We start from the raw sequence: 24,537 nt of genomic DNA, 5'->3' as shown, positions 1-24,537 counted from the left end.
CGTGTGGCGCATGGCCGAGACCCCTTCCACCTGGCTCGACGACCTCGCCGCGACGGACGCCGAGCTGCACGCCTCGCTCGCCGGACGCATCGAGCTCCTCGGCCGGGACGCCTGGTCGCGCCGCACGATCGAGGCCGAGGCCGCGCTCGGGCAGGCCCGCGCGACGATCACCCTCCAGGACCGGCTCCTGCGCGACCTCGCCGCTCGGCACGTCGAGCTCGAGGACGACATCCGCGAGCTCCAGAACCCCGGGTCGACGGCTATGCCGGGGGATGCCGCGGCGCCGTCGCGGGCCCGCCGGTTCGTCGCCTCCGTGCCGGGCCGGGCGAAGGTCGCCGTCACCGATCCGGCGCGGGCGCTGCGCGCGGTCCGCCGCCGGCTGCCCGGCGGCGCCGCGTGACCGGGACGGACAGCCCCGGGCCGGACGGCAGCACGACGATCCCCGACGGCGACGCCACCGCCGACGCGCCCCCGCCGCGGATCTCGCTCCTCGTCCTGCCCGGCACCGAGGACGAGCTGATCCACACCCGAGCCTCGCTCGAGGCGCAGAGCGAGGGACCGTGGGAGCTGTTGGAGACCGGCCCCGCCGCCGACGCCCCGGCGAACACGGACACCGCCGACGACACGATCGGCGCCGACGACGAGGACGCTCCCCCACTGCCTCCTCGCCACCCCGACCTGCCGGCCGCGGCCGCGGCGGCCCGCGGTGAGTGGATCGGTGTCCTCGGCGCCGGTGACTCCCTCGAGCCGGGCGTGCTCGCCACCATCCTCTCGGCGATCGACGCGGCGCCGGACGTCCGCGTGGTCCACGCTGACGAGCGCCTCCCTGACGGCCGCACCCACGCCAAGCCCTCCTGGATGCCCCGGGCGCTCGAACAGCTCGACGTCCTCGGCCGCCTCACCCTCGTCCGCGCCGACCTCATGGCCGAGGTCGGGGGCCTCACCGACGAGGAGGCCGCCGAGTGGGACCTCCACCTGCGCCTCGCCGAGCACCTCGGCGCGGGCGACCCGCTCGCGCCGAGCCCCGACGTCCTCCACCTGCCGCTGACCTCCCTCGCCCGGGCCACGGACCCGGCCGACCTCCTCGACGCCGGCGCGGCCGCCGTCGAGCGGTCGCTGGCCAGGCGTGGCTCGTCCGCCGTCGTGGTGCGTCCGCACGCGACCGCGCCGGACAGCACCGACGAGCAGGCGCCCGTCGACACGGCGCCGGCCCCCCCGCCGTCGGACCACCTCGTCCTCGAGCGCCCGCTGCCCCGCACGCCGCGCGTGTCCGTCGTGATCCCCACCGGCGGCGGGCACCGCGAGACGCCCGCGGGCACGGTCCGTTCGGTCGACGTCGTCCTGGAGACGCTCCTGGCACGCACCGACTATCCCGACTACGACGTCGTCGTCGTGACCTCCGAGGGGACCGAGGCAGGCGTCGCGGAGGACTGCCGCGCCCTGGATCCGCGCGTCTCGGTGGTCGAGGCCGGCGGGCCGTTCAACTTCTCGCGCTCGATCAACGCAGGCGTCGGCGCGGCGAGCGGCGAGCTCGTCCTCCTGCTCAACGACGACGCCGAGATCGTCGACCCCACCTGGCTGCGCGACCTCGTGGCGATCGGGCTCGAGGACGGGATCGGCGCCGTCGGCGCGCGCCTGCTCTACGGGGACGGCACCATCCAGCACGCCGGGATCGTCATGAGCGCCGACCGCACGCCGTCGCACCTGCTCGCCCACGAGCCCGACGGCGTCCCGCGCCTCGGGGTGGGCAGCGCGGACCTCGAGCACCTCGCCGTCACGGCGGCCTGCCTGCTCACGCCGCGGGCGGCGTTCGAGCAGGTCGGCGGCCTGTCGGAGGAGCTCCCGCTCAGCTACAACGACGTGGACTACTGCCTCAAGCTGCGCACGGTCGGCCTGCGGACGGTGTGCGCCGGGGGCGTGCGCGTGATCCACCACGAGTCCGTCACGCGCGACGCGACCGTGACCGACCGCGAGCACGCCGCGGTCACGTGGTGGTCCGGGATCACGGCGCTCGACCCCTGGTACTGGGGCGTGTGACCAGGCGCGTCACGCGAAGACGGCCAGCACGTAGACCGCGAAGAGCACGAGGTGGGCCGCGCCGTGCATCGCGGTGACGCGCCGCCCGGAGAACGTCGTGACCGACAGCGCCAGCGCGACGCCGACCAGCAGGAGGTTCGCCGGCGACTCTGCGAGCACCACCTGCTGCCCCGTGACCGCGCCGATGACGAGGACCGCCGGGATCGTCAGCCCGACCGTGGACACCAGCGCGCCGTGGCAGAGGTTGCTCACGCGCTGCACCTCGCCGGCGAGCGCCGCTCGGACCGAGGTGATCGACTCCGGGAGGAACACGATGCAGGCGATGAGCAGTCCGGACAGGGCGACGGGCGCGCCGAGGCGGCCCAGGCCGTCGTCGAGGAGCGCCGCCATGTCGTGCGAGAGCAGGACGATCGGCAGGACGGTGACGACGAGCAGCGCGAACCGCAGGAGGATCTCGGTGCGGTGCGCGGCGAAGGTCTCGGCCAGGTTCGACGGTCCGCCGGCGTCCCGGTGCGCGCCGGCGTCCCGGTCCGCCCCGGGCCGTACGCGGGGGTCGACCTCCCGGAAGTCGTTCGCCTGCGCACCCGTCTGGCGCCAGAGGAAGAACGCGTAGAGCACCACCGTCAGCCCGACGACGACCACCGCCTGTCCGCCGGTGTACGACCCGCCGTCGCCGATCGTCGCCGGCAGGGCGAACGCCAGTGCCGCGAGGACCACGAGCATCGCCAGGTACGCGGACGTCCCCGTCCGGTTGTGCTCGAGGTCCCCGTGCCTCAGCCCGCCGGCGAGCAGGGACAGCCCGACGACGGCGCACAGGATGATCATCGCCACCGCCATGACGGAGTCGCGGGCGATCGTCGTGTGGTCGCCGGGGCCGAGCATGACGGCCGAGATGAGCACGACCTCGATGACGACGATCGACAGCGTGAGGACGAGCGAGCCGTACGGGTCGCCGAGGCGCCGGGCGAGGTGCTCGGCCTCCCGGACCACGCCGAACGCGCACAGGAGGATGACGCCGACGATCGCCGCAAGCGCGCCGGCGAGCAGCGGGGCGGGGACGGGTGGCTCGAGCAGGGGGCCGGCGAGCGCGAGAGCGACGACGGCGAACCACCCGATCGCGAGGCGCCCGATGGCGGTGGGGGTGAGGACCGTCCGGACCGTGGTGGACATCAGCTGATCTGTCCCGTTCCACGGGGCCGTCCCCGTGCCGTGCGACACCGACGGGCCGTCCCGTCCGTGGCCGTGCCTGCGCACGCACCGGGCAGGTTACGACACTCCCGCGGAGGTGTCCGTATCGCCGGTCACCACCGGCTGCGCGCAGGTACGGCCTCAGCGCCATGCGCCCAGCCCCCGGGCCCGGGCCCCGGGCCCCGGCGCCGAGTTCGGTGATCCGCCCATGAGGTAGGGGATCCGATCCCCGCACTCGTCGGCAGACCCCCGCACTGGTCGGAAGCGAGCCGCCGGATCCCCTCACTCGTCGGAAGCGAGCCGCCGGAGCCGCTCCCGCTCCCGCTACCGCCCGAGGCGCCGCCGGACCTTCCGTGCCACGCCGCCCACTCCGTCGCGGCGCAGCGTCCGCCACGCTCCCCCGGCGTCGGCACGAAGCCTGGTGGCCCGCGAGACCTGCCCGGGCTCCACTCCGGCGGCCCGCTCGGCCGCGAGCCGCTCAGCGTCCGCGGAACGGCGCGGGTCCCGGCAGAACTCCACGAGCGGGGCGAGCGCGTGCTCCCACGTCTGTGCCTCGGCCACCCGCCCGACGGCGGCGCGCACCTCGGCCGCGCGCGCCTCGTCGGTCAGCAGCCCGCTCAGGGCGTCCGCGAGCGCGCCCACGTCCTCGGCCGGCACCGCGGCGCCGAGATCCTCGGCGGTGACGAGCGCCCCGAAGTGGTCGCCGTCGGTGCACACGATCGGCAGGCCCGCCCACAGGTAGTCGAGGATGCGGGTGCGGAAGCTGAACGCGGTCTCGACGTGGTCGAAGTGCGCGGAGACGCCGACGTCGGCGTCGAGCAGGTAGTCGGCGCGCCGCTCGTAGGGCACCCAGTCCTCGTTGAAGAACACGTGGCGGCCGCTGAGCCCGAGCTCGTCGGACAGCTCGCGGGTGCGGACGGCCATCGCCATCTCGGGCACGTCCGGGTTGGGGTGCTTCATCCCGAGGAAGTACAGCCTGACGTTCGGCACGGCCTCGCGCACGCGGTCCACCGCCCGGATGACGGTGAGCGGGTCGAACCAGTTGTAGACGCCGCCGCCCCACAGGATCACCGGATCGTCGGCCGCGATACCGTCGACCGCTCCCTTGATGCCGTGCGCGCGCTGCACGGGGGCCGCGGCGTCCATGCCGAACGGGACGACGGTGATGAGGGAGCGCAGGGAGGTGTCGGCGTCGTAGGTGTCGGGGTTGACGCGGCCGGCGGCCGCGAGGTGGCCGATCCACAGGTCGCGCTGCTTGTCCGACGCGCACAGGAACAGGTCCCCGCGCCGCGCCTGGGCGCCGAGCTCGGTGAGCGCGCGGGCGAGCGCCGCGTGCCGCTCGGCTGCGGGCCGGAAGCGCTCGACCTCGAGGGACTCCAGGTGGAACGGGTCGTAGAGGTCGACGACGAGGACCACGCCCGAGTCCTGCAGCCAGTCGAACGTGGAGACGACATACCCCTGGACGACGACGACGTCGGCCGCCTCGACCTCGGCGCGGAAGCCCTCGACGGTGGTCCGCGCCGTCTCGAACCCCTCGCCCTCGCGCGAGCACCCGCCGAACGTGAGGAGACGGACGTCGTGCTCGCGGCCCAGCGCGCGGGCGATCTCGAACGCCCGGATCGCGGGGCCGGCCATCCGCTCGGCGAGAGTGTCCAGGGTGACGACGAGGATGCGTCGGCGCTCGGTCATCGCGTCTCTCCGCTCTCTCGGGCCCCGTGCGCGGGCAGGTCGGGGGTCGGGTCGACCGATTCCATGGGCACGACCGGCGACGGCCCGCTCGACCCCGACGGCCCGCTCGACCCGGACGGCCCGCTCGACCCGGACGGCCCGCTCGACCCGGACGGCTCAAGCGGCTCCGGAGCCCCGTCGGGGACCCGCCAGCCCGAGTCGGACTGGATGTAGCCGCCCCACCAGCGCTCGGCGCCGTTCTCGACGACGAACCGGGCGGAGTCGCGCACCTGGTCGTAGGTGTGCTGCGTCGTCGAGTCGGTCAGCGAGGTGACGACCACGTAGCCGCCGGGCGCGAACGCCACGCGTGGCGCCACGCAGTCGATGACGCCGCGGCCGCGCACGGTCCCCAGGCGCGGGCCGTGGTCGAAGGTGTTCGACGCCCACAGGTACGTACCGTCGGTGTGCTCGACCCCGATGCCCATGACGGGGTCGGTGACGGGCTCGTGCGCGTCGTAGTGGACCCGGACGGTCATGTCCTCGCCCTGCTTGACGGGGCTGCCCGGGCCACCGGGCCCGAAGACCTCGACCTCCTCGATGGTCAGCTCGCCGGAACCCCAGTGGGTGCGGCCGTGCTCGTCGAGCCGGGTCGAGGCGTGCGTGGAGTCGAGGTAGCGCTCGAGCACGTGGGAGGCCGGGCCGACGGCGCGCAGCTCGCCGTGGTCGAGCCACGCGGCCTGGTCGGCCATGGTGCGCAGGGTGGGCATCGAGTGCGAGACGACCACGACGGTGCGGCCCTCCCGGCGGAACTGCGCGAACTTCGCGGCGCACTTCTCCTGGAAGGCGGCGTCGCCGACGGCGAGGACCTCGTCGACGACGAGGATCTCGGGGTCGACGTGGATCGCCACGGAGAACCCGAGCCGGACGTACATGCCCGAGGAGTAGTTCTTCACCGGCTGGTCGATGAACTGCTCGACGCCGGAGAACTCGACGATGTCGTCGAACTTCTTGTCGATCTCCGGCCTCTTCATCCCCAGGATCGAGCCGTTGAGGTAGATGTTGTCCCGCCCGGACAGCTCGGGGTGGAAACCGGAGCCGACCTCGAGGAGCGCGGCCATCCGTCCGCGGGCGGTGATGCTCCCCGACGTCGGGTAGAGGATCTTCGCCAGGCACTTGAGCAGGGTGGACTTGCCCGAGCCGTTGTCGCCGACGAGCGCGAACGTCGACGCCTCGGGGATCTCCAGCGAGACGTCCTTCAGCGCCCAGAAGTCCTCGTGGACGGAGCGCCGGCGGCGCATGACGGCGGCCTTCAGCGTCTGGTTGCGCTCGTGGTACACGCGGAACCTCTTCGAGACGTCGTCGACGGTGATCGCGGCGGCGCCGCCGGTCGGGATGCTCACAGGGCCTCGGCCAGTCCCTTCTCGTGCCGGGAGAACAGGTGCGCGCCGACGACGAAGGCGCCGACGGCCCAGGCCAGGACCACCAGCGTGGTACTCAGCTCCGGCAGGCGGTTGTCGTACAGGAGGTTGCGGAAGACCTCGGCGAACTGGACCAGGGGGTTGAGCAGGTAGAGGTCGAGGATCGACACGGGCCCGACCAGGTCGCCGATCCGGTCCGACTGCTCGGCCACGAGGCGCACCGGGTAGACGATCGGCGTGAGGTAGAACCACATCTGGAACAGGATCGTCACGAAGTGCTGGGTGTCCCGGAAGTAGACGTTGGCGATCGACGCCAGCAGCCCGGCGCCCGTCGCGAAGACGGCGAAGACCCCCATCGCGAGGATCACGAGCGGCAGGAGCGGCAGCGGGTTCGCGCCGACGACGAGCAGCACGACCGTGAGGACACCCATCTCGATCGACCAGGTGAACATCCACGACGCCACGGTGGACACGATGAGGGCGCCGCGGGGGAAGTGGACCTTCTTGATGAGGTTCTCGTTGCCGACGAGCGCGTTCATCGAGCCGGTGACGACGTTGGTGAAGAACGTCCACGGCAGGAGCATGCACAGCAGCCAGATGGCGAAGATGTTCAGTCCGGACGGGTCGCCCGGGTCCGGCTGGATGCGGATGATGAAGGCGAAGACGACCGTGTAGATCGCCATGGCGGCGAGCGGGTTGGCCAGCGACCACAGCTGGCCGAGCGCCGTCCGGCTGTACTTGCCCTTGACCTCTCGCATCGTGAGGTTGACCAGCAGCTCCCTCGAGCCGCGCAGGTCGGTCAGGAACCGCACGTGCGTCCGTCCTCCCGTGGTGCCGCCGGTGCTCCGCGGGCGCGGGGCACCGACCAGGGTAGACCAGCGCCCCGCCGCACGGCTGCGACGGGGCGGAGGTCCGGTCGGGCGCCCGCGGGCGGCGGCGGCGCGCCCCGGGCGTCGGGCCCGCGGGTCAGGAGCGCAGGGCGGTCAGGAGGGCAGGACGCGCAGGTAGACCGGCTCGCCGCCGACCCACGAGTTCGGCCCCTCCCGGGTACCCATGTTCGGGTTCCAGGCGGCGACGTTCTGGCCGTCGCCGAGGTTGATGGCGACGTGGCCGGGCCACCAGATGAGGTCGCCCGGGCGCGCCTCGCTCGCGGGCACCTGCTCGTAGTGCGCGAAGGCGCCCCACATGGTGGTCCGCGGGATGGTGACGCCGAGCTGGGCGTACACGTAGTGGGCGAACCCGATGCAGTCCCAGCCCGCGGGCGTGGTGCCGCCCCAGCGGTACGGGGCGCCGATGTAGGAGCGCGCGATGTCGACGACGCGGTCGCCCCGCCAGTCGGTGGCGGGTGCCTCCTCGCGCTCCTCGCTGCGCGACGGCGGTGCGGCGGTGCGGGTGTCCCGGCGCACGCCGAGCGTGTCGACGCCGTCGCCGTCCCAGTCGCCCACCATGACGACGTCGTCGGTGCGGCCGTAGCTAACGACCTGCTCCGCGACGCCGTTGCTCAGCGAGTTGCGCAGGTGGTACTGCACGCCGCGCCGCACACCCAGGCCGTCGACCCGGTCACCGTTCCAGTCGCCGACGACGACCTGGTCGTCGGACCGCCCGTAGTCGACCACCGCGTCCGCGACACCCGTGGTGAGGGTGTTGCGCAGGAAGTACTGGTTGCCGCGGCGCACGGCGATCGAGTCCACGCCGTCGCCGTTGAAGTCGCCCACGAGCACGTCGTCGCCCGCGCGGCCGTAGTGCACGACCTGGTCGGCCGGGCCGGAGGTCACGGAGTTGCGGATGTGGAACTGGTTCCCGCGGCGCACGGCGAGGGTGTCGACGCCGTCGCCGTCCCAGTCGCCGACGAACACCTCGTCACCCGCGCGGCCGTAGTAGATCGTCGTGTGGGCGGGACGGGAGGTGTTCGACGTCGTGACGGCGAACTCCGCACCACGGCGCACCACCACGGTGTCGACCCCGTTGCCGGTGAAGTCGCCGACGTACGCCGCGCCGTCGGGGTGGCCGAACGTCATCGTCACGGCGGTGGTCCCGGGCGTGGAGCCGCTGAGGTGGTACTCGGCGCCGCTGCCGCCGATGTCGCCGCCGGCTGCCCCGGTCGCTGCGGGGGCCAGGACGACGGCGGCTGCCATCACGGTCACGGTGGCTGCGGTGAGCCGGCTCGACGTTCGCACCAGAGACACTCCTCGTTCCGGCGACCTCGTCCGGGGCGGACGTGGTTCACGCAGTGGCGGTCCGGGCACGGATCTGGTCGTCCGGCTCGGCATGGGGGGATTTCGAACGTGACCCTACGGTGATACTTCCGTGACTGGTGGTGTTCGTGAGGAGGATCACGAAAAAGTATCGGCGTGTCACGCGGCGGACACTCCGATCCGCGGTAATGGACCTCCACTACACCACCGGGGCTCATGAGGCAAATGGGACTCGTGTGGGAGGCGCGGACCCACCGCGAACGACGACGGCGGCCCGGCAGGAGCTGCCGGGCCGCCGTCGTCGCGGGAGGGGCTGCGCGTCAGCGCACCACCCCGAGGGTGTCGGTGCCGTTGCGGTCCCAGTCGCCGACGACGACCCGGTCGGTGGCCCGTCCGAACGTCACGGTGCGGTCCGCCGTGCCGGAGGTCAGGGCGTTGCGCATGAAGTACTGCGCGCCGCGGCGCACCGTGAACGTGTCCGTCCCGTTGCCGTCCCAGTCGCCGACGACGACCTGGTCGCCGGCCCGGCCGTAGTCCAGGACCGTCGAGGCGGGGCCGGCAGCCAACCCGTTGGTGAGGAAGTACCGGTTGCCCCGGCGCACGGCGAACGTGTCGCGGCCGTTGCCGGTCCAGTCGCCCACGAGGAGCTCGTCCCCGACCCGGCCGTAGGCGAACTCGACGTGCGCGGCCCCGGACCGGAGGTCGTTTCGCAGGTAGAGCACGTTGCCGCGGCGCACGCCGAGGGTGTCGACGCCGTCGCGGTCCCAGTCGCCCACGAGGAGCTCGTCGCCCGGTCGGCCGTAGTCGAGGACGATGTCCGGGACCGGGTCGTGGCCGTTGGTCAGCTCGATAGTGCTTCCGTGCCGGACACCGACCGTGTCCCGGCCGTTGCCGGTCCAGTCGCCGACGAGCACCTCGAGCCCGCGCTCGCCGAACTCGAACTCGACGTCCGCGGTCGTGGACCACGAGTTCGACAGGAAGAACCGGTTGCCCACCATGTCGCGGATCTCCGCGATCATGCCTGGCAGGGCCGCCGCCACGTAGGGGCCCGGGCAGATGGTGCGGGTCTGGTAGGCGACGTCGCGGTGGCCCATGATCGCCGGCATCGGCTGGCCGGCGTAGGCATAGGCCGTGCCGCGCGAGGTGATGCCGGTCGGGGCGTCGACGTCGACCCCGGCGAGCGAGAAGCGCCATGCGATGACGTCGCGGACGGCGTCCATGGCCGCCTGCGGCGCGGGGCCGTAGCTGAAGTCGCCCATGATCGAGACGCCGACCGTGTTCTGGTTGGCCGGAGCCGCGTGCGCGCCGATGGTCATCCGGTCGGGCGCTGCCGCGAGCGAGCCGGTCCGCCCCTCGTAGGTCCGGCCCCAGCGGTCGACGAGGAAGTTGTAGCCGATGTCCCCCCAGCCGCGGGTCTGCGCGTGGTAGTAGTAGATGCTCCGCACCACGCCCGGCGCCTCGGCGTACGTGTACGTGTTCGTCCCTGCCGTGTGGTGGACGACCGCCGCACGCAGCTCGGCGTACACGGGCGGCCAGAAGAAGTGGGCCGGGTCGGCGCCCCATCCGGCGCGGGAGATGATCGCGGGCCGGGACGCGATGACGTCCGGCTGGGCGAGCGCGTCCGGGGCGCTCTGCGCGTCCGGGGCACTCTGCGCGTCCGGCGAACCCTGCGCGTCCGGGGTGCCCGGCAGGCTCTGCGCGGAGGCGGGCGCGCCCGAGACGGACTGCTCCTCGACGGCGACGGTCGGCGTGCCCGGGCCCCCCGGGGCGAGCTCGACGGCGCCGTCCACGTCGGTCGGGACGAGCGTGAGCCGCAGGTCGGCGGGCAGCTCGCCCGAGCCCGGGTCGACCTGCACCTGGACGCCGTCGGACTCGGTCGTGAGGAACGGCTCCGTGCCGCCGGGCAGCGTGTCGTCACCCGGCGACTCCGGCTCGAGGTCGGACCACGAGGACCACTCGCCGCCCGCCCGCGTACGGACGTAGATCGAGGCGTCCTGGGCGATCATCTCGCCCGCTGCCCACGTGACGCCGGCCAGGTTGAAGCCCTCGGTGTCGAGCTCCTCGGTGAGGACGCTGAGCTCCCCGGCCTCCTGCGCGCCGACCACCTCGGCGTCGACGGCGTTGGGGGCGGCGCCGCCGGGCAGCGCGCTCGCGGACACGCGGCCGGGGTCCGCCACGCCCGCCTCGGCGGAGGCCGTGGGTGCACCGGAGTCGTCGGTCAGGGTGAGCACCTGCAGCGGCGTCGGGTCGGAGCCGGCGGCCGGGGAGCCCTCCGGCGTCTCGCCCTGCGGCGTCTCGCCCTGCGGCGTCTCGGCGCCCGGGGCAGTGGTGGCGGGCGCGGCGGGCGCGTCCGTGGTGGAGTCGTCGGGCTCGGCGACGGCGGGGCTCAGGATCGCCGGCACGCTCAGGGCGGTGACCAGGGCGGACGCGAGCACCGCCCGTCGTGGTCGTCGGAGGAAGTGGACGGCTGGGCGCTGCGCAGCAGACATCGGTACGACACCTCGGGGGAAGGACGGGGTGGAATATGGCGGTTGCCGCGCGCGACGGTACCGTGCAGACATGAGAATGTCTGTAGTCGGAACGGGTTATCTCGGCGCCGTGCACGCAGCCTGCATGGCGAGCCTGGGGCACGAGGTGGTCGGCCTCGACGTCGACGAGGCGAAGGTCGCGCTGCTCTCCTCGGGCCAGGCTCCGTTCCACGAGCCGGGCTTCGACGAGCTGCTCAAGGAGCAGGTGGACTCGGGTCGGCTGACCTTCACGACCGACCCGGCCGAGGTCGCGGGCGCCCTGGTCCACTTCATCGGCGTGGGCACGCCCCAGGTCGAGGGTGGCTACGCCGCGGACCTCACCTACGTCGACGCCGCCGTCGCCTCGCTGCTGCCGCACCTCGGGCCGGTCGACGGGCGTCGTCCCCTGGTCGTCGGGAAGTCGACCGTGCCGGTGGGCACCGCCGAGCGGCTCGCCGCCCAGGTCGAGCCCGCGGGTGGCCTGCTCGTGTGGAACCCGGAGTTCCTGCGCGAGGGCTTCGCGGTGCAGGACACGATCGATCCGGACCGGATCGTCTACGGCCTGTCGAAGGACGAGTCCGACGCCGCCGAGGCCAAGGCCGTCCTCGACGAGGTCTACGCCGAGCTTCTCGCCCGCGACATCCCGCTGGTCGTCACCGACTACGCCACCGCCGAGCTCGTCAAGGTGGCCGCCAACTCCTTCCTCGCCACGAAGATCTCGTTCATCAACGCGATGGCCGAGCTGTGCACGGCGACCGGGGCGGACGTCTCCACGCTCGCCGAGGCCATCGGGCACGACGACCGGATCGGGAAGAAGTTCCTGCGCGCCGGGATCGGGTTCGGTGGGGGCTGCCTGCCCAAGGACATCCGGGCGTTCATGGCCCGCGCGGGCGAGCTCGGGGCCGACCAGGCGCTGACGTTCCTGCGCGAGGTCGACCTCATCAACGATCGCACGCGGCTGCACGCGGTGGACCTGGCGCGCCGCGCGGTCGGCGGCAGGCTGCGGCACAAGACGGTCGCCGTGCTCGGCGCGGCGTTCAAGCCCGACAGCGACGACATGCGCAACTCCCCCGCCCTGGACATCGCCCGCCGGGTCCACGACGAGGGCGCCCACGTCAAGGTCACGGACCCCGCCGCGGGACCGGTGCTGCGCAAGCGCGGCACGCGGCTGGAGGTCGTGGACTCCGCCCGCGAGGCCGCCGACGGTGCCGACGTCGTCATGCTGCTCACCGAGTGGAAGCAGTTCAAGGAGCTCGATCCCGACGAGCTCGCCGAGGTCGCCCCCGCGCGGATCATCGTCGACGGCCGTAACGCCCTGGACCCGGCCCGCTGGCGCGCCGCCGGCTGGACGTACTACGGCATCGGTCGTCCCTGACCGCCCGCCACCGAAGATCAGGAGAGACCATGCAGATCCTCGTCACCGGCGGAGCCGGCTTCATCGGCGCGAACTTCGTGCGCAGCACCGTCGCCGAGCGGCCCGACGCCGAGATCACCGTCCTCGACAAGCTCACCTACGCGGGCCACACCGCCTCCCTCGCCGGGGTCGAGCGGACCCGTCTGGTCACGGGCGACATCGCCGACCGGGACACGGTCGACCCGCTCGTGGCGGAGGCCGACCTGGTGGTGCACTTCGCCGCCGAATCGCACAACGACAACTCGCTCGGCGACCCGAGCCCGTTCGTCACCACCAACCTCGTGGGCACGTTCCAGCTGCTCGAGGCCGTGCGTCGCCACGGTGTGCGCCTGCACCACATCTCGACCGACGAGGTGTACGGCGACCTCGAGCTGGACGACCCTGAGCGCTTCGTCGAGAGCACCCCGTACAACCCGTCCTCCCCGTACTCGGCGACGAAGGCGGGCTCGGACCTGCTCGTGCGCGCCTGGGTACGCTCCTTCGGCATCACCGCGACGATCTCGAACTGCTCGAACAACTACGGGCCCTACCAGCACGTCGAGAAGTTCATCCCCCGCCAGATCACCAACCTCATCGACGACGTGCGCCCACGCCTGTACGGCGCGGGGGCCAACGTGCGCGACTGGATCCACGTCGACGACCACAACGCGGCCGTGTGGACGATCATCGAGAAGGGCACCCCCGGGGAGACCTACCTCATCGGGGCCGACGGCGAACGGTCGAACAAGGAGGTCGTCGAGCTCATCCTCACGCAGATGGGCCGCGACTCCGGCGACTACGACCACGTCACCGACCGGCCCGGGCACGACCTGCGCTACGCCATCGACTCCACCCGGCTGCGCACCGAGCTCGGCTGGGAGCCGCGGTTCACGAGCTTCGAGGAGGGGCTGCGCGCCACGATCGACTGGTACCGGGACAACGAGGACTGGTGGCGGCCGCAGAAGGCGGCGGTCGAGGCGAGGTACGCGGCGCAGGGCCACTGACCGCGACCTCCCGACGAGTGAGGGGATACTTCCTCACGAATGAGGGGAGTCTTCCTCACGGTCGACGCAGCCGGACCGTTGCTTCGGCCGGCTCCGCGGCGCACCACGCGTGGGAGACCGCTCGGTCCCGTGTGGTTCGAGCTCGACGACGCGCGTTGGTCAGTCCTGGCGGAGGACGATCGGTTCGGGAGCCGTCCACCGCGTACGAGCAAGCTGGGACCGGCGCGGTAGTAGATCGGCGACGGGTTCGAGCGGATGCTCGAGCGAGTGCCGGAGCGTCGCTCTGATGCGTCGAACTGCGTCGGTCGCCGAGATGCCGTCGTCGCGATCGAACCGGACGACATCGTGACCGAGCGCGGTGATGGCGCGCTCACGGCGCTCCTGCTCGTGGAGCACGGTCCGTCGCTCGAGCCCGGTCATGCCGAACTTGCCCTCGCCGTCGTACTCCTGGTGGGACCATCGCGGAGATCCGTCCGGCAGGAGCCCGTCTCGGAGGGCCAGGTCGGTGAAGTAGGTGGTGCCGGGCACGACGACGGGGCACTGGGCGACGACGTCCCGACGCCCCCAGGTGAGGACCACCCATCGCAACCACGTCTCGCGCGCGGACTCGGACCACGCGACGGACCAGTCGATCACGCTCCGTGCGGACCGGGCGCCGCGGGCGCGCACCGGGAGGTTCTCGAGGCGGCGACGCCACCGGGTGCGGATCGCTCGGGCGCGACTCTCGGTCCCGGCCCGGTCGAAGCGGTCGACGGCGCTGCCGAGGGCGAGGGCGTGGTCGGCGCTGACGAGCGCATCGAGCGGGACGGTGAACCGGGACAGGTCGATGATCGTGCGGTCCATCGAGGTGACAGGTACGCCGTCGATCTCGACGATGTCCTCGTCGGGCAGCGGAAGGGTGTGCCGCACATGGTCCGGAGTGTCCCGGGTGCTCGTGTGACTCGGCGCGGTGAGCTCCGGGAGGACCGGGAACGAGCGGATGCGTAGACCGTGGAGAAGGGCGGCCGACGTGTGACTCAGGGCGTGCCTCGTCGTGGTGCGCCGGCTGACGGCGACTGCTCGTGCGGCGATGATCGAGGCGCGGCGTTCGTACGTCGGTTGGTCCTCCGGGAGGTCGACCGCCGTCGCGCGTCGGACCAGGAGGCGCTCATGGCCTGGCTCCGGCGGAGCCAGGGTGGAGCCGATCCGGTGCCGATGCTCGGAGAGCAGGGTCGGGAGATGGAGACCGCGTCTGTCGTCGAAGAAGGGCACGGCGAGACACTTGCGCGCACGGGCCACCTGCTGCCCGCCCGTGCCTCGTGGCTGTGGACGGACATGCGTCGGGCGGGCCTGAGGAGCTGGCGCGACGTGAGGCCGGTCAACGGGTGCGCCGAGCCCAGCGACCGATCAATGACCGAAGAACCCCCCTCATTCGTGAGGAGAACTCCCCTCATTCGTCACGAAGAATCCCCTCACTCGCCGGAGTGGCGGGTGAGGAGGCGGGCGCGGGCCCGCAGGCCGCCCGCGAGGGCGGACCGGACCGGCAGCTGCCACCAGGCGTCGTACCGGGCGCGCAGGTAGCGCTCCGCGCTGCGGTGGTGCGCGCGCACCATCGGGGCCGGTCGCTCGCGCCAGCTCGCGCCCTGGTCGTGGACGACCTGCGCGGACGGGACGTAGACGTTGTCCCAGCCGGCCCGTGCGAGCCGGTCCCCGAGGTCGGTGTCCTCGAAGAACATGAAGTAGCCCTCGTCGAAGCCGCCGACTGCGTCGAACGCGGAGCGCCGCAGCAGCAGGCACGCGCCGGAGAGCCAGCCGACGGCGCGTTCCTCGCGCGCCCCCATCCCCGAGCGCTGCTGGTACCGCGCGGTGAACGGGTTGCCCGGCCAGATCGGCGCGAGCACGGCGTGACCGCCACCCACCACGAGGCTCGGCAGCGCGCGCGCCGACGCGTAGACCGTCCCGTCGAGGTTGAGGATCGTCGGCCCGAGCGCTCCCGCGCGGGCGTGGCGCTCCCCCGCCTCCAGCAGCGTGTCGAGCGAGCCCGCGCGCCACTCGACGTCGGTGTTGACGACGACCAGCCACGGCTCGACGCCCCCGCGCGCGCCGAGGTTGGCCGCCGTCCCGTACCCGAGGTTGGCGCCCGGACGAACGACCTCGGCGCCGTGGGCCGCCGCGACCTCGTCGACGGCCTCGTGGGCCCGCCCGTTGTCGACGATCGTCAGGCGCACGCGCGCGGCGGTGGCGTCCGCGAGCGTGGCGGCAAAGGTCGCGAGCTCGCGCCGATCCGGGTTGTAGGCGATCGTCACGACGTGGACGTCGGCCGCGGCCTCCCGGCCGCCGGGCCGGCCGGCGTTCACCGGCTCCGCCACGCCTTCCAGGCCGAGTCGACCATGTCGACCAGGCCGAGCTCGGCGGTGAAGCCGAGGAGCTCGCGGGCCAGCGTCACGTCGGCCACGGACCGCGGCGGGTCGCCCGGGCGTCGCGGGACGACCACGGGCTGCGTCTCGTCACCCGTGACGGCGCGCACCGCGGCGAGCACCTCGCGCACGGAGCTGCCCACCCCCGTGCCCACGTTGACCACCGTCGGCGAGGCGGGCTCCCCCGCCGCGCGCCGCTCGTCGGCCCCGACGAGGTGGTCGAGCGCGAGGAGGTGGGCGCGGGCCAGGTCGACGACGTGCACGTAGTCCCGCACGCACGTGCCGTCCGGCGTGGGGTAGTCGTCCCCAAAGATCCGCGGCGGCTCGCCCGCGTCGAGCCGCTCGAGGACCATGGGGATGAGGTTCTGGACCGCGGTGTCGCCGAGCAGCGGCCCGGCGGCGCCGGCGGCGTTGAAGTAGCGCAGCGACATCGGGTCGAGCGTGCCCGCGGCGGCGGCGTCGTCGAGGATCTGCTCCCCGACGAGCTTGGTGCGGCCGTACGGGCTCAGCGCCTGGGTGGGGGCGGTCTCGGTGAGCAGGTCGTCCTCGGAGATGCCGTACACCGACGCCGACGACGAGAAGACGATCCGTCGGCAGCCGCTGGACTCCATCGCGCGCACGACGGTCAGCAGTCCGCCGACGTTCTGCGTCCAGTACCAGGTCGGCCGCTCGACGGACTCCCCCACCTGCTTGCGGCCGGCGAAGTGCACGACGGCGTCGATCGTCCGCTCCGCCATGACCTTGGCGAGGAGCTCCTCGGACCCGTCGGCGGCGAGGTCGAGCGTGACGAGGGTGACGCCGTCGATCCGCTCGGCGACGCCGGTGCTCAGGTCGTCGACGACGAGGACCTCCTCACCGCGCTCCCGGAGCTGGGCAACCACGTGCCCGCCGATGTAGCCGGCACCGCCGGTGATGAGGACAGCCATGGCGTCAGGCTATCCGCGCCGACGCCCCGCGCGGAGCAGGCGCATGCGTGTGGCAGGGCCCGGTTCAGTCGCAGGCCGTGATCTCCCACAGCTCGCCCAGCCCACCGGTGTCGAGCAGCTCGAACCCCTCGCCGGGGCGGAAGGTGAACAGCGTGGCGTCGCCCAGCGGCGCCATCTGGTGCCAGGGCTCGGGGCCGGTGTCCCGCGTGTTCGTGTAGAAGTGGGTGACGCCGAGGCGCTCGACGGCCGCGCACACCGCCGGGTCGGTGCCGATCTCGTCGATGCCCGCCTGCAGCAGCCGGCCGTCCGCGGAGCGGGGGCCGGCCAGGTGCGGGTAGACGACGTCCACACCGCCCAGCGAGTACACATAGGGCGTCCCCCGGAACCGGGCCCCGAGGACGACGGCGTCGTCCGGCAGCTCCTCCCCCGCGCGCCGGAAGAGCTCAAGCTCGGCGTCGTTCGCGAGCATCCGGAACGGGAGGTGATCGGGCACGAAGCTCTCGACCGCGTGGTACGTACGCAGGGTGTTGCGCAGGCCGTCGGAGGCGAGCACCATCGCGAGGACGGCCACGCCCGCCACGACCGCCTCGCGGAGCGGCGCACCCTGCCGGAGCGGCGCACCCTGCCGGACCGACGCTCCCTGCCCGGCGAGCGCCGACTCCCGCGGGCGGATCCCGCGCACCACCTCGACGCCGTCACGCACGAGCACGGCGAGCGCCGCCGCGGCCAGCGGCGCGGCGCAGACGATCACGAGCGCGTCGAGCCGCATGGTCTCCGAGTACCAGACCCCCGTCGCCCAGTGCAGCGTATGGTCCGCGGGCCCCCAGGAGATCGCGGTCAGCGCGACGCTCGTGACGAGCCCGACGGCGATCCACCGTCCGCGGTGCAGCCACCACACGAGGGCGGCGCCGCCGATCGCGAGGCCGGCGACGACGACCTGGACCACGGTCGCGACCCCGCCGAGGTCGTACCCGCCGAAGGACCGCAGGGGTCGGTCGACGAGCAGGGAGGTGAGGATCCACCGGTAGCCGTCGTCGCCCTCGCGCTCGAAGGCCTGCACCGAGTCGACGACCTCGCCGGCGAGCAGCGGGACCGAGGCGAGGACGGCGAGCCCCAGGGCGCACCACGCGGCGACGGCGAGCGGGAGGCGCGCGCCGGTGTGCCGCAGGCGCCGGAACGCCCCTGCAGCCGTGGCGACGAGCAGCGGGGCGACGAGCAGGAGCGTGGAGAACCAGACGGACCCGTGGACCAGCGCGAGGCCGAACGCCGCCACCGCCGCCGGGAGGGCGGGTGCGGCGGTCGCACGCAGGTCGGGCAAGTTACGCACAGCGAGGACGACGAGGGTGAGGAGGCCGGGCAGCAGGACGTGGGCGTACGTGTAGGGGAACTGGCCCATCTGCGTGATGAGCCCGACGGGCAGCGCGAGGAAGGAGTGCGCGAGCGCGGGCACGACGGCGGCCGCGACGGGCAGGCGCGGCCAGGTCGCCCGCACGAGGCCGGTGATCGACAGCGTCCACAGCACGCCGACGACGAGGATCGAGGCGTTGACCGCGGCCGGGACCGGTCCGAGGAACGGCACGACGGCGACGATCCCGTGCCAGCCGGCCGGGTAGAACGGTGCGTACCCGTAGTCGTAGAGCGAGGCCAGCCCACCGAAGGAGGACGCGTCGCCGTGCTCGCGGACCGCCTGGATCGCGCTGAGGTGGAACACCCCGTCCCACACCTGGCTCGGCCGTTCGGGCACGCCGATGCCGCGGGCCATCGCCAGGACGTACAGGCCGGTGGCGACGGCCGCCACGCCGGCAAGGAGCAGCAGGTGCGGGCGTGCCAGGGGCGCCGGCTGCAGGAGCACACCACGCGCCGGCGCCGCGACGGTCGCGCCGCCCCGCCCGGGACGGGCTCGCCGGGCCACGGGAGGCGTGCGCAGCCCGCGGGCCTCGGGTGCGGGCCCCGCCCGCTCGGTCTCCTCGGCGTCGCCCGCACCGCGCCACGGCGCCGTGCCGAACAGGTGCCCCAGGCCCGCGCACGCGGCGACGGCGAGGAGCAGCCCCAGCGCGAGGGTGCCAAGGTTCCAGGGCACGCCGGCGGCTCCGAGCAGGACCGCCCACCCGGCCGACAGGGCGATCGTCAGGGTGGCGGCGGGGCCGAGAGCGACGATCCCGCGCAGGCCGAGGAGTCGCAGCAGCAGCCACCCGGGGGCCACCATGAGCACCGTCATGGCGATCAGCCCGGGCAGCGTCTGCGCCCAGCTCATCCGCCGCCGCCGGTACCCGCCGGGTCGTCGCAGTAGGTGAGGCGCCAGATCGACGTGGTCCCGGCGCTGTCGACGAGCTCGAAGCCCTCGGCGGGCTGCACGTAGGCCAACCCCTCGGTCCGGTAGGAGTACTTCTGCTGGTCCTCCTGGGGGCCGCGCGGGTCCGTGTCGGTGTAGACGTGGGTGACGCCGAGGTCGCGGACGATCTCGCAGATCTCGGGATCGGTGTAGATGTCGTCGAAGCTCGTCCCCAGGGTGGTCAGCTCCTCGCTGTCCCACTGGCCGAGCTGACGGTAGAGCACGTTGACGCCGCCGAGCGAGTAGAGGTAGCCGGCGCCGGAGAAGGGGTCGCCGATGACGACGGCGTCGTCGGGCAGCACGTCGCCCGCGCGGGTGACGAGGTCGATCTCCTCCTGGCTGAGCATGGTGCCCCAGGCGATGCGGTCGGGGACGTAGGCGTTGACGATGTTCTGCGTCCTCAGGTCGGCTCGCAGGCCGCCGGTGACGAGCACGACGAGGCCGAGGACGGCCACGAGCGCGACGAGCACGGGCCGCGGCTCCGTGGTCCGCGCGGTGGCCGGCTCCGGCGCGTCGTCGTCCCGGAGGTCCTCCACCGCCTCGTCCCTGCCGGTCACCGAGGCCCACAGCGCAGCCAGGGAGCGCGCGACGACGGAGGCGCCGAGCGCCGCGAGCGGCACGGCCATGAGGCCGACGAGAACGACCACCCGGCTCGGCTGCGTGTACCAGAACCCGCCGATCGCGCGCAGCGGGTTGTCCTCCGGGCCGGCGGTCAGCAGGGTGAGCACGACGGCGCACGCCCAGCCCACGGCGACCCAGCGGCCCGATCGCAGGCCGAACGCGGCGACGACGCCGACCACGGTCAGGGCGGTGACGGCGACCTGCCCGACGGACTGTGTCCAGTCGTAGCTGTAGACCATCGGGTTGTCGATGAGCAGCTGGCCGGCGACGGGCCAGTAGGAGTCCTGTCCGCCGCGCTCGAAGCCGAGCACCATGTCGAGAACCGGGAATACGGTCAGGGCGACCACGACGGCGACCAGCCCGGCGGCGAGGACACCGAGCGTGATGTACACGGGTCTGCGGTGGCCGGCGAGCCACGCGTGCCTCGACGCCCGGTAGATGCCCACCGCCACGAGCGGCCCGGCGAGCAGGATCATCGTGAACGCCGCGGACCCGTGCGTGAGGCCGACCCCGAGGAAGCCGACGAGGGCGGGCACGGCGAGCGCCGCCGTCGGGCCGGCGTGCGGCAGCTGCCGCACCGCGAGGGCGACGAGCGCGAGCAGGCCGGGCATGCCGACGTGGGCCGCCGCGTACGGCCACAGCGAGACGACCCCGAGCAGCACGACGGGCGTCGTGACGAAGGAGGCCGCCACCAGCGGGGCGGCGACGGCCGCCGCCGGTCGGTGCGGCCACACGGCGCGGGCGAGGGCGGCGCTCGACAGCAGCCAGATCGGGCCCATGACGAACGAGGAGGCGTTGGCCGCCGTCGACGGGAGGTCGAACCCGGGCGAGACGGCGACGAACCCGTGCCAGACGGCCGGGTAGAAGGGGCTCGTCAGCTCGTCGTACATGGGGGCGAGCCCGCCGAGGACCGAGGCGTTGCCGGTGTCGGCGATCGTACGGATCGCGCCGAGGTGGAAGACGCCGTCCCAGGTCTGGACGGGCTGGCCGGGTGCGACCATGCCGCGGGCAAGGCTCACGCAGTGGACGATCGTGCCGACGACGACCATGGCGGCAAGGACCGCGGTCGCGGTGCGCCCCAGCGCGGCGGGCTGGACGATCGGCCGGGCCCGCGGGCCCCGGACCCACGGTGCGGTACCGAGGCCGTGCCCGATGGCTGCGGCGGCTCCGACGCAGAGGAGCAGCCCGATCGCCTGGGTGCCCGTCGTGTACGGGACGCCGACGAGGTCGAAGATGATGCCCAGACCGGCGGCCGCGGAGATCGTGAGGACGGCGCCGCCCCCGACGGCGAGTAGGCCCCGGACGCCGACGGCGAGGAGCATGAGGGCGCCGGGCAGGATCGACGTCACCAGCATGAGGGTCGTCGGCGCCGCGAACTGTGCCCAGGTCATCGCTCTCCTATCCGGTCGGCCTCGCCATTGTGGGGCGCGGCGCCCACGCGGACGGGCCGGGGTCCGGTCGCCTTGATCACACCGCCCGCCGTCCGGGGATCACTCGCAGGCGGCGATCTCCATGAGCCGGGCGTCCTCGTGGGCGGCGACCGTGCGCAGCGTTCCGTCGGGCAGGCTGAGCGGGTCCGGGTAGCTCCAGCCCAGGAGCATGTGGCCCGGGGTGTCGAGGTAGACGTGGGTGACGCCGAGCTCGGCGACCCGTTCGCAGACGCCCGGGTCCTCCCCCAGCCGCTCGAGGTCGTACAGGAGCTCGTCGGCCGGGTCCCCGGCCACCGGGTACAGCGGCCGGGGCACGACGTCCCAGCCGGCGAGCGCGGGGGCGAGGACGGCGCCGCTCGCGGGTGCGCCGAGCACCCGGGCCCCCTCGGGCAGCTCGCCGGCGAGCGACCGGAGCCACGCGGCCTCCCCCACGCCCATCGAGTACGGCCGGTCCGGGACCGCCTGGCGTGGCCCCTGACGCACGGTCTCGGCGGACACCGGCGCGTGCAGGCCCCCCGTCCCGAGCACGACGGCGGCGGTGACCGCGGTCAGGGACAGGGCCGCGACGGCCGGGGCGGTCACCTCGCTCTGCGGCCATGCCGACCCGTGCCCACCCGCACCGGGGCCGTCCGACCCCCTGGCGACGAGCCGCCGGACGATCGCGACGAGGCCGGCCCCGCCGGCGCCGGCGAGCACCGCCATCGGAGCGACGAGGAGGGCCTCGAGCCGGTCGTAGTCCTTGTACCAGAGCGCCGTGAGGTCGCGCAGCGGCCCGTCGGGGCCGGCGGCGAGGACCCGCAGGACGAGCAGGAGCACCGCCGTCGCGACGATCCACCGGCCCCGCACGTGCTGCACGAGGACGAGCAGGCCGAGGGCGGCCAGCGCCGTGAGCACCCAGGCCGGGTCCTGGACCCCGGTCAGCGGCGGCACCGGGACCGCGTACTGCAGGGTCTGGGTCACCTCGCCGCGCTGGTCGAGCGAGATCCGCTCGAAGTCGCCCATCGAGGACAGGAGCGGCACGGTGGTCACCGCGATCCAGGCGAGCGCGGCGACGAGCAGCGGGAGCGCGACCACGGCGAGGCCGGAGCCGACCCGGTGCGGGGCGGGTCCGCGACCGATCCCGCGGGCGAGCAGCGCCATGCCCCACGCGGTGGCGCCCACGACGACGACGGCCGGCGCCGAGCCGTGGGCGAGCGTGGCGCCGAGCCCGGCCACGCCGAACGCCACCCAGGCGCGCGCGTCGCGTGGGCGGTCCGCGCAGCGCAGGCCCAGGACGAGGGCCGGCAGCGTGAGGACCAACGACAGTGCCCATGGCCACTGGCCGTGGAAGTGCATGGAGTAGTAGGGGAAGGCGACGGACGCGGATGCGACGACGACGGCGAGGCCGGCGGCGTAGGGCACGCGCGGAGCGGCGGCCCTGGCGAGGGCGGCGACACCCAGGAGGAACGACCAGGCGACGACGAGCACGACGACGTGGGACGCGACCACGGGGTCGGACGCGAGAGCCGGCAGCGCCACGAGGCCGTGCCACAGCGAGGGGTAGTAGACGCCGCTCTCGCCGGGGAAGAGCGCGTCCAGGCCGCCCAGCGGGAACGGGCTGCCGTCCCCGGAGGCGACCAGGGCGGTCGCGGAGTAGTGGAAGATCGCGTCGCGGTGCTCGATCGGCTGCCCGATGCCGAGTCCGCCGAGCCCGGAGGACACCACCGCCAGCAGGACGACGAGTGCGCCGACGAGCGCGAGGCCGGTGACGAGGCGGTCCCCTCGGCCGAGGTCCGGATCGGGGTCGGCCGCCCCGCGCGGCACTGCCGAGGTCCTGCGGCGTCGTCGTCGCACGCCCGAGGCGACGGCGGCGATCGTGACGGCGAGCAGGACGACCGCGGTCGTCGCCGTCCACGGCAGACCGAGCGGGGGCACGAGCAGCGTGAGCACGCCGACGACCCCCGCCGTCAGCGGCAGCGCCGCGGCGAGGAGCGTGAGTCGGCGCAGCCCCAGCCACGCGTGGCCGATCGCGAGGCCGGGGCCGAGCAGAGCGAGGAGCGCGAGCGCCGAGGTCCCGGCGATCCCTCCCAGCGTGGCTCCGCTGGGGTCCAACTACTGCCCGCCGCCCACCGTCACGCGAGGGGTCCCGGCCCACAGCGCGGGGTCGGTGACGTTGCGGCCGTCGGCGAGGATCCGCACGCCCGGCAGGTCCGCCGGGGTCAGCTCCTTGTACTCGGCGTGGTCCGCCTGGACGACGGCGGCGTCGACGGCCTCGCCCAGGTGGAAGGGGGTCCAGCCGAAGCCGGCCAGCTCCTCGTCGGTGTACATCGGGTCGTGGACGCCCACCTCGGCGCCGCGGGCGCGCAGCTCGGTGACGGTCTCGAAGACGCCGGAGAACGCGGTCTCCTTCACGCCGCCGCGGTAGCTCGCGCCGAGGACGGCGACGCGGCGGCCCGTGAGGTCGCCGAGCATGGACTCCAGGCGACCTACGACGTAGGCGGGCATCGAGGCGTTGAGTTGGCGGGCGGTGCGCACGATGGTGGCGTCGGCGTCGGTCGACAGGTACAGGCGGGGGTAGACGGGGATGCAGTGGCCGCCGACGGCGATGCCCGGGCGGTGGATGTGGCTGAACGGCTGGGAGTTGCACGCCTCGATGACCGTCATGACGTCGATGCCGACCGTGTCGGCGTAGCGGGCGAACTGGTTGGCCAGGCCGATGTTGACGTCGCGGTAGGTCGTCTCCGCGAGCTTGGCCATCTCGGCGGCCTCCGCCCCGCCCATGTCCCACACGCCGTTGGGACGCGCGAGGTCGGGACGCTCGTCGAAGGTGAGGACGGCCTCGTAGAACTCGATGGCGCGGCGCGTGCCCTCCTCGCTCAGGCCGCCGACGAGCTTGGGGTAGCGGCGCAGGTCCTCGAACACGCGGCCGGTGAGCACGCGCTCGGGGCTGAACACGAGGTGGAAGTCGGTGCCCTCGGTGAGGCCGGAGATCTCCTCGATGAGCGGCTTCCACCGGTTGCGGGTGGTGCCGACCGGGAGCGTGGTCTCGTAGGAGATGAGCGTGCCGGGGGTGAGGTGCTCGGCCAGCGAGCGCGTCGCGGCGTCCATCCAGTCGAAGTCGGGCTCCCACGTGGCGTCGTCGACGAACAGCGGGACGACGAGCACGATCGCGTCGGCGCCGGGGATCGCCTCGGCGTAGTCGGTGGTGGCCCTCAGGCGGCCGGCCGGGACGAGCTCGGTGAGCTTGTCCTGGAGGTGGGCCTCGCCCGGGAAGGGCTCGCGCGCGGCGTTGACCGCGTCGACGGTGGTGGAGCTGATGTCGACGCCGATCACCTCGTGCCCCGCGTCGGCGAACTGCACGGCGAGCGGCAGCCCGATCTTTCCCAGGGCGACGACGGCGATGCGCATGAGGGTCCTCTCGAGTCGGTGCGGCGAGGCTCCCA

17 protein-coding genes are annotated in these 24,537 nt (G+C 73.5%); 4 read left to right on the top strand and 13 right to left on the bottom strand.

The window, feature by feature from the left end; all coding sequences use genetic code 11:
- Positions 1-10: 10 nt before the first annotated feature.
- Both AC24HA_RS05505 and AC24HA_RS05500 read left to right on the top strand, forming a co-directional pair.
- Positions 11-400 carry a hypothetical protein gene (locus tag AC24HA_RS05505; protein WP_425709196.1) on the top strand — a complete coding sequence of 130 codons (390 nt, stop codon included), beginning with the start codon at positions 11-13 and terminating at the stop codon, positions 398-400.
- Positions 397-2,037, top strand: coding sequence for a glycosyltransferase family 2 protein (locus AC24HA_RS05500; protein ID WP_425709197.1), 1,641 nt, complete (start codon positions 397-399; stop codon positions 2,035-2,037). The genes AC24HA_RS05505 and AC24HA_RS05500 overlap by 4 nt, the downstream gene beginning before the upstream one ends.
- Before the next feature lie 9 nt (positions 2,038-2,046).
- Here the strand turns inward: AC24HA_RS05500 and AC24HA_RS05495 are convergent, their stop codons facing one another.
- The 6 genes from AC24HA_RS05495 to AC24HA_RS05470 form a co-directional block, all read right to left on the bottom strand.
- Complete coding sequence (locus AC24HA_RS05495) at positions 2,047-3,207, bottom strand: calcium:cation antiporter (protein WP_425709198.1); 1,161 nt, start codon at positions 3,205-3,207, stop codon at positions 2,047-2,049.
- Between the two features lie 342 nt (positions 3,208-3,549).
- A complete protein-coding gene (locus AC24HA_RS05490; protein WP_425709199.1) occupies positions 3,550-4,914 on the bottom strand; it encodes a glycosyltransferase family 4 protein in 1,365 nt (454 codons plus the stop codon).
- On the bottom strand, positions 4,911-6,293 hold the full coding sequence (locus AC24HA_RS05485; RefSeq protein WP_425709200.1) for an ABC transporter ATP-binding protein: 1,383 nt from the start codon (positions 6,291-6,293) through the stop codon (positions 4,911-4,913). Before AC24HA_RS05485 ends, AC24HA_RS05490 begins: the two co-directional genes overlap by 4 nt.
- Positions 6,290-7,123, bottom strand: coding sequence for an ABC transporter permease (locus AC24HA_RS05480; RefSeq protein ID WP_425709201.1), 834 nt, complete (start codon positions 7,121-7,123; stop codon positions 6,290-6,292). Before AC24HA_RS05480 ends, AC24HA_RS05485 begins: the two co-directional genes overlap by 4 nt.
- Before the next feature lie 171 nt (positions 7,124-7,294).
- A complete protein-coding gene (locus AC24HA_RS05475) occupies positions 7,295-8,488 on the bottom strand; it encodes a C40 family peptidase (protein WP_425709202.1) in 1,194 nt (397 codons plus the stop codon).
- 338 nt (positions 8,489-8,826) lie between these two features.
- Positions 8,827-10,995, bottom strand: a complete 2,169-nt coding sequence (locus AC24HA_RS05470) for an N-acetylmuramoyl-L-alanine amidase (RefSeq protein ID WP_425709203.1) — start codon at positions 10,993-10,995, stop codon at positions 8,827-8,829.
- 70 nt (positions 10,996-11,065) lie between these two features.
- Between AC24HA_RS05470 and AC24HA_RS05465 the strand changes: the two genes are divergently transcribed.
- On the top strand, positions 11,066-12,388 hold the full coding sequence (locus tag AC24HA_RS05465; RefSeq protein ID WP_425709204.1) for a UDP-glucose dehydrogenase family protein: 1,323 nt from the start codon (positions 11,066-11,068) through the stop codon (positions 12,386-12,388).
- A 29-nt stretch (positions 12,389-12,417) separates the two neighbouring features.
- On the top strand, positions 12,418-13,410 hold the full coding sequence (gene rfbB, locus AC24HA_RS05460; protein ID WP_425709205.1) for a dTDP-glucose 4,6-dehydratase: 993 nt from the start codon (positions 12,418-12,420) through the stop codon (positions 13,408-13,410).
- A 159-nt stretch (positions 13,411-13,569) separates the two neighbouring features.
- On the opposite strand, the gene AC24HA_RS05455 is transcribed toward rfbB, so the two are convergent.
- The 7 genes from AC24HA_RS05455 to AC24HA_RS05425 all read right to left on the bottom strand — a co-directional run bounded on the left by AC24HA_RS05455 (position 13,570) and on the right by AC24HA_RS05425 (position 24,502).
- The gene (locus tag AC24HA_RS05455) at positions 13,570-14,319 is read right to left on the bottom strand and encodes a hypothetical protein (RefSeq protein ID WP_425709206.1); all 750 of its coding nucleotides are present in this window, start codon (positions 14,317-14,319) and stop codon (positions 13,570-13,572) included.
- Positions 14,320-14,861: 542 nt separating this feature from the next.
- Positions 14,862-15,758 carry a glycosyltransferase gene (locus tag AC24HA_RS05450; RefSeq protein WP_425709207.1) on the bottom strand — a complete coding sequence of 299 codons (897 nt, stop codon included), beginning with the start codon at positions 15,756-15,758 and terminating at the stop codon, positions 14,862-14,864.
- On the bottom strand, positions 15,743-16,732 hold the full coding sequence (galE, locus tag AC24HA_RS05445) for a UDP-glucose 4-epimerase GalE (protein ID WP_425709208.1): 990 nt from the start codon (positions 16,730-16,732) through the stop codon (positions 15,743-15,745). Before galE ends, AC24HA_RS05450 begins: the two co-directional genes overlap by 16 nt.
- Before the next feature lie 64 nt (positions 16,733-16,796).
- Positions 16,797-18,986: a DUF6541 family protein gene (locus AC24HA_RS05440; protein ID WP_425709209.1), complete on the bottom strand. Its 2,190-nt coding sequence runs from the start codon at positions 18,984-18,986 to the stop codon at positions 16,797-16,799.
- Complete coding sequence (locus AC24HA_RS05435) at positions 18,983-21,076, bottom strand: DUF6541 family protein (RefSeq protein ID WP_425709210.1); 2,094 nt, start codon at positions 21,074-21,076, stop codon at positions 18,983-18,985. The genes AC24HA_RS05440 and AC24HA_RS05435 overlap by 4 nt, the downstream gene beginning before the upstream one ends.
- Positions 21,077-21,175: 99 nt before the next feature.
- The gene (locus AC24HA_RS05430; protein ID WP_425709211.1) at positions 21,176-23,206 is read right to left on the bottom strand and encodes a DUF6541 family protein; all 2,031 of its coding nucleotides are present in this window, start codon (positions 23,204-23,206) and stop codon (positions 21,176-21,178) included.
- Entirely contained in the window at positions 23,207-24,502 is a 1,296-nt protein-coding gene (locus AC24HA_RS05425; RefSeq protein WP_425709212.1) for a nucleotide sugar dehydrogenase, read from the bottom strand. It abuts the gene before it with no gap.
- Between the last annotated feature and the right edge of the window lie 35 nt (positions 24,503-24,537).

The organism is Georgenia sp. Z1491 (assembly GCF_057652395.1).
Note: the sequence above shows the minus strand (reverse complement) of the source record. Positions and strands in the feature narration are given on the sequence as shown.

What these genes read in the sequence shown, in the direction of transcription:
- AC24HA_RS05505 (WP_425709196.1), top strand. Translation starts at nt 11, where the DNA reads ATGGCCGAGACCCCTTCCACCTGGCTCGACGACCTCGCCGCGACGGAC.
- AC24HA_RS05495 (WP_425709198.1), bottom strand. Translation starts at nt 3,207, where the DNA reads ATGTCCACCACGGTCCGGACGGTCCTCACCCCCACCGCCATCGGGCGC.
- AC24HA_RS05490 (WP_425709199.1), bottom strand. Translation starts at nt 4,914, where the DNA reads ATGACCGAGCGCCGACGCATCCTCGTCGTCACCCTGGACACTCTCGCC.
- AC24HA_RS05470 (WP_425709203.1), bottom strand. Translation starts at nt 10,995, where the DNA reads ATGTCTGCTGCGCAGCGCCCAGCCGTCCACTTCCTCCGACGACCACGA.
- AC24HA_RS05465 (WP_425709204.1), top strand. Translation starts at nt 11,066, where the DNA reads ATGAGAATGTCTGTAGTCGGAACGGGTTATCTCGGCGCCGTGCACGCA.
- rfbB (WP_425709205.1), top strand. Translation starts at nt 12,418, where the DNA reads ATGCAGATCCTCGTCACCGGCGGAGCCGGCTTCATCGGCGCGAACTTC.
- galE (WP_425709208.1), bottom strand. Translation starts at nt 16,732, where the DNA reads ATGGCTGTCCTCATCACCGGCGGTGCCGGCTACATCGGCGGGCACGTG.
- AC24HA_RS05440 (WP_425709209.1), bottom strand. Translation starts at nt 18,986, where the DNA reads ATGAGCTGGGCGCAGACGCTGCCCGGGCTGATCGCCATGACGGTGCTC.
- AC24HA_RS05435 (WP_425709210.1), bottom strand. Translation starts at nt 21,076, where the DNA reads ATGACCTGGGCACAGTTCGCGGCGCCGACGACCCTCATGCTGGTGACG.
- AC24HA_RS05425 (WP_425709212.1), bottom strand. Translation starts at nt 24,502, where the DNA reads ATGCGCATCGCCGTCGTCGCCCTGGGAAAGATCGGGCTGCCGCTCGCC.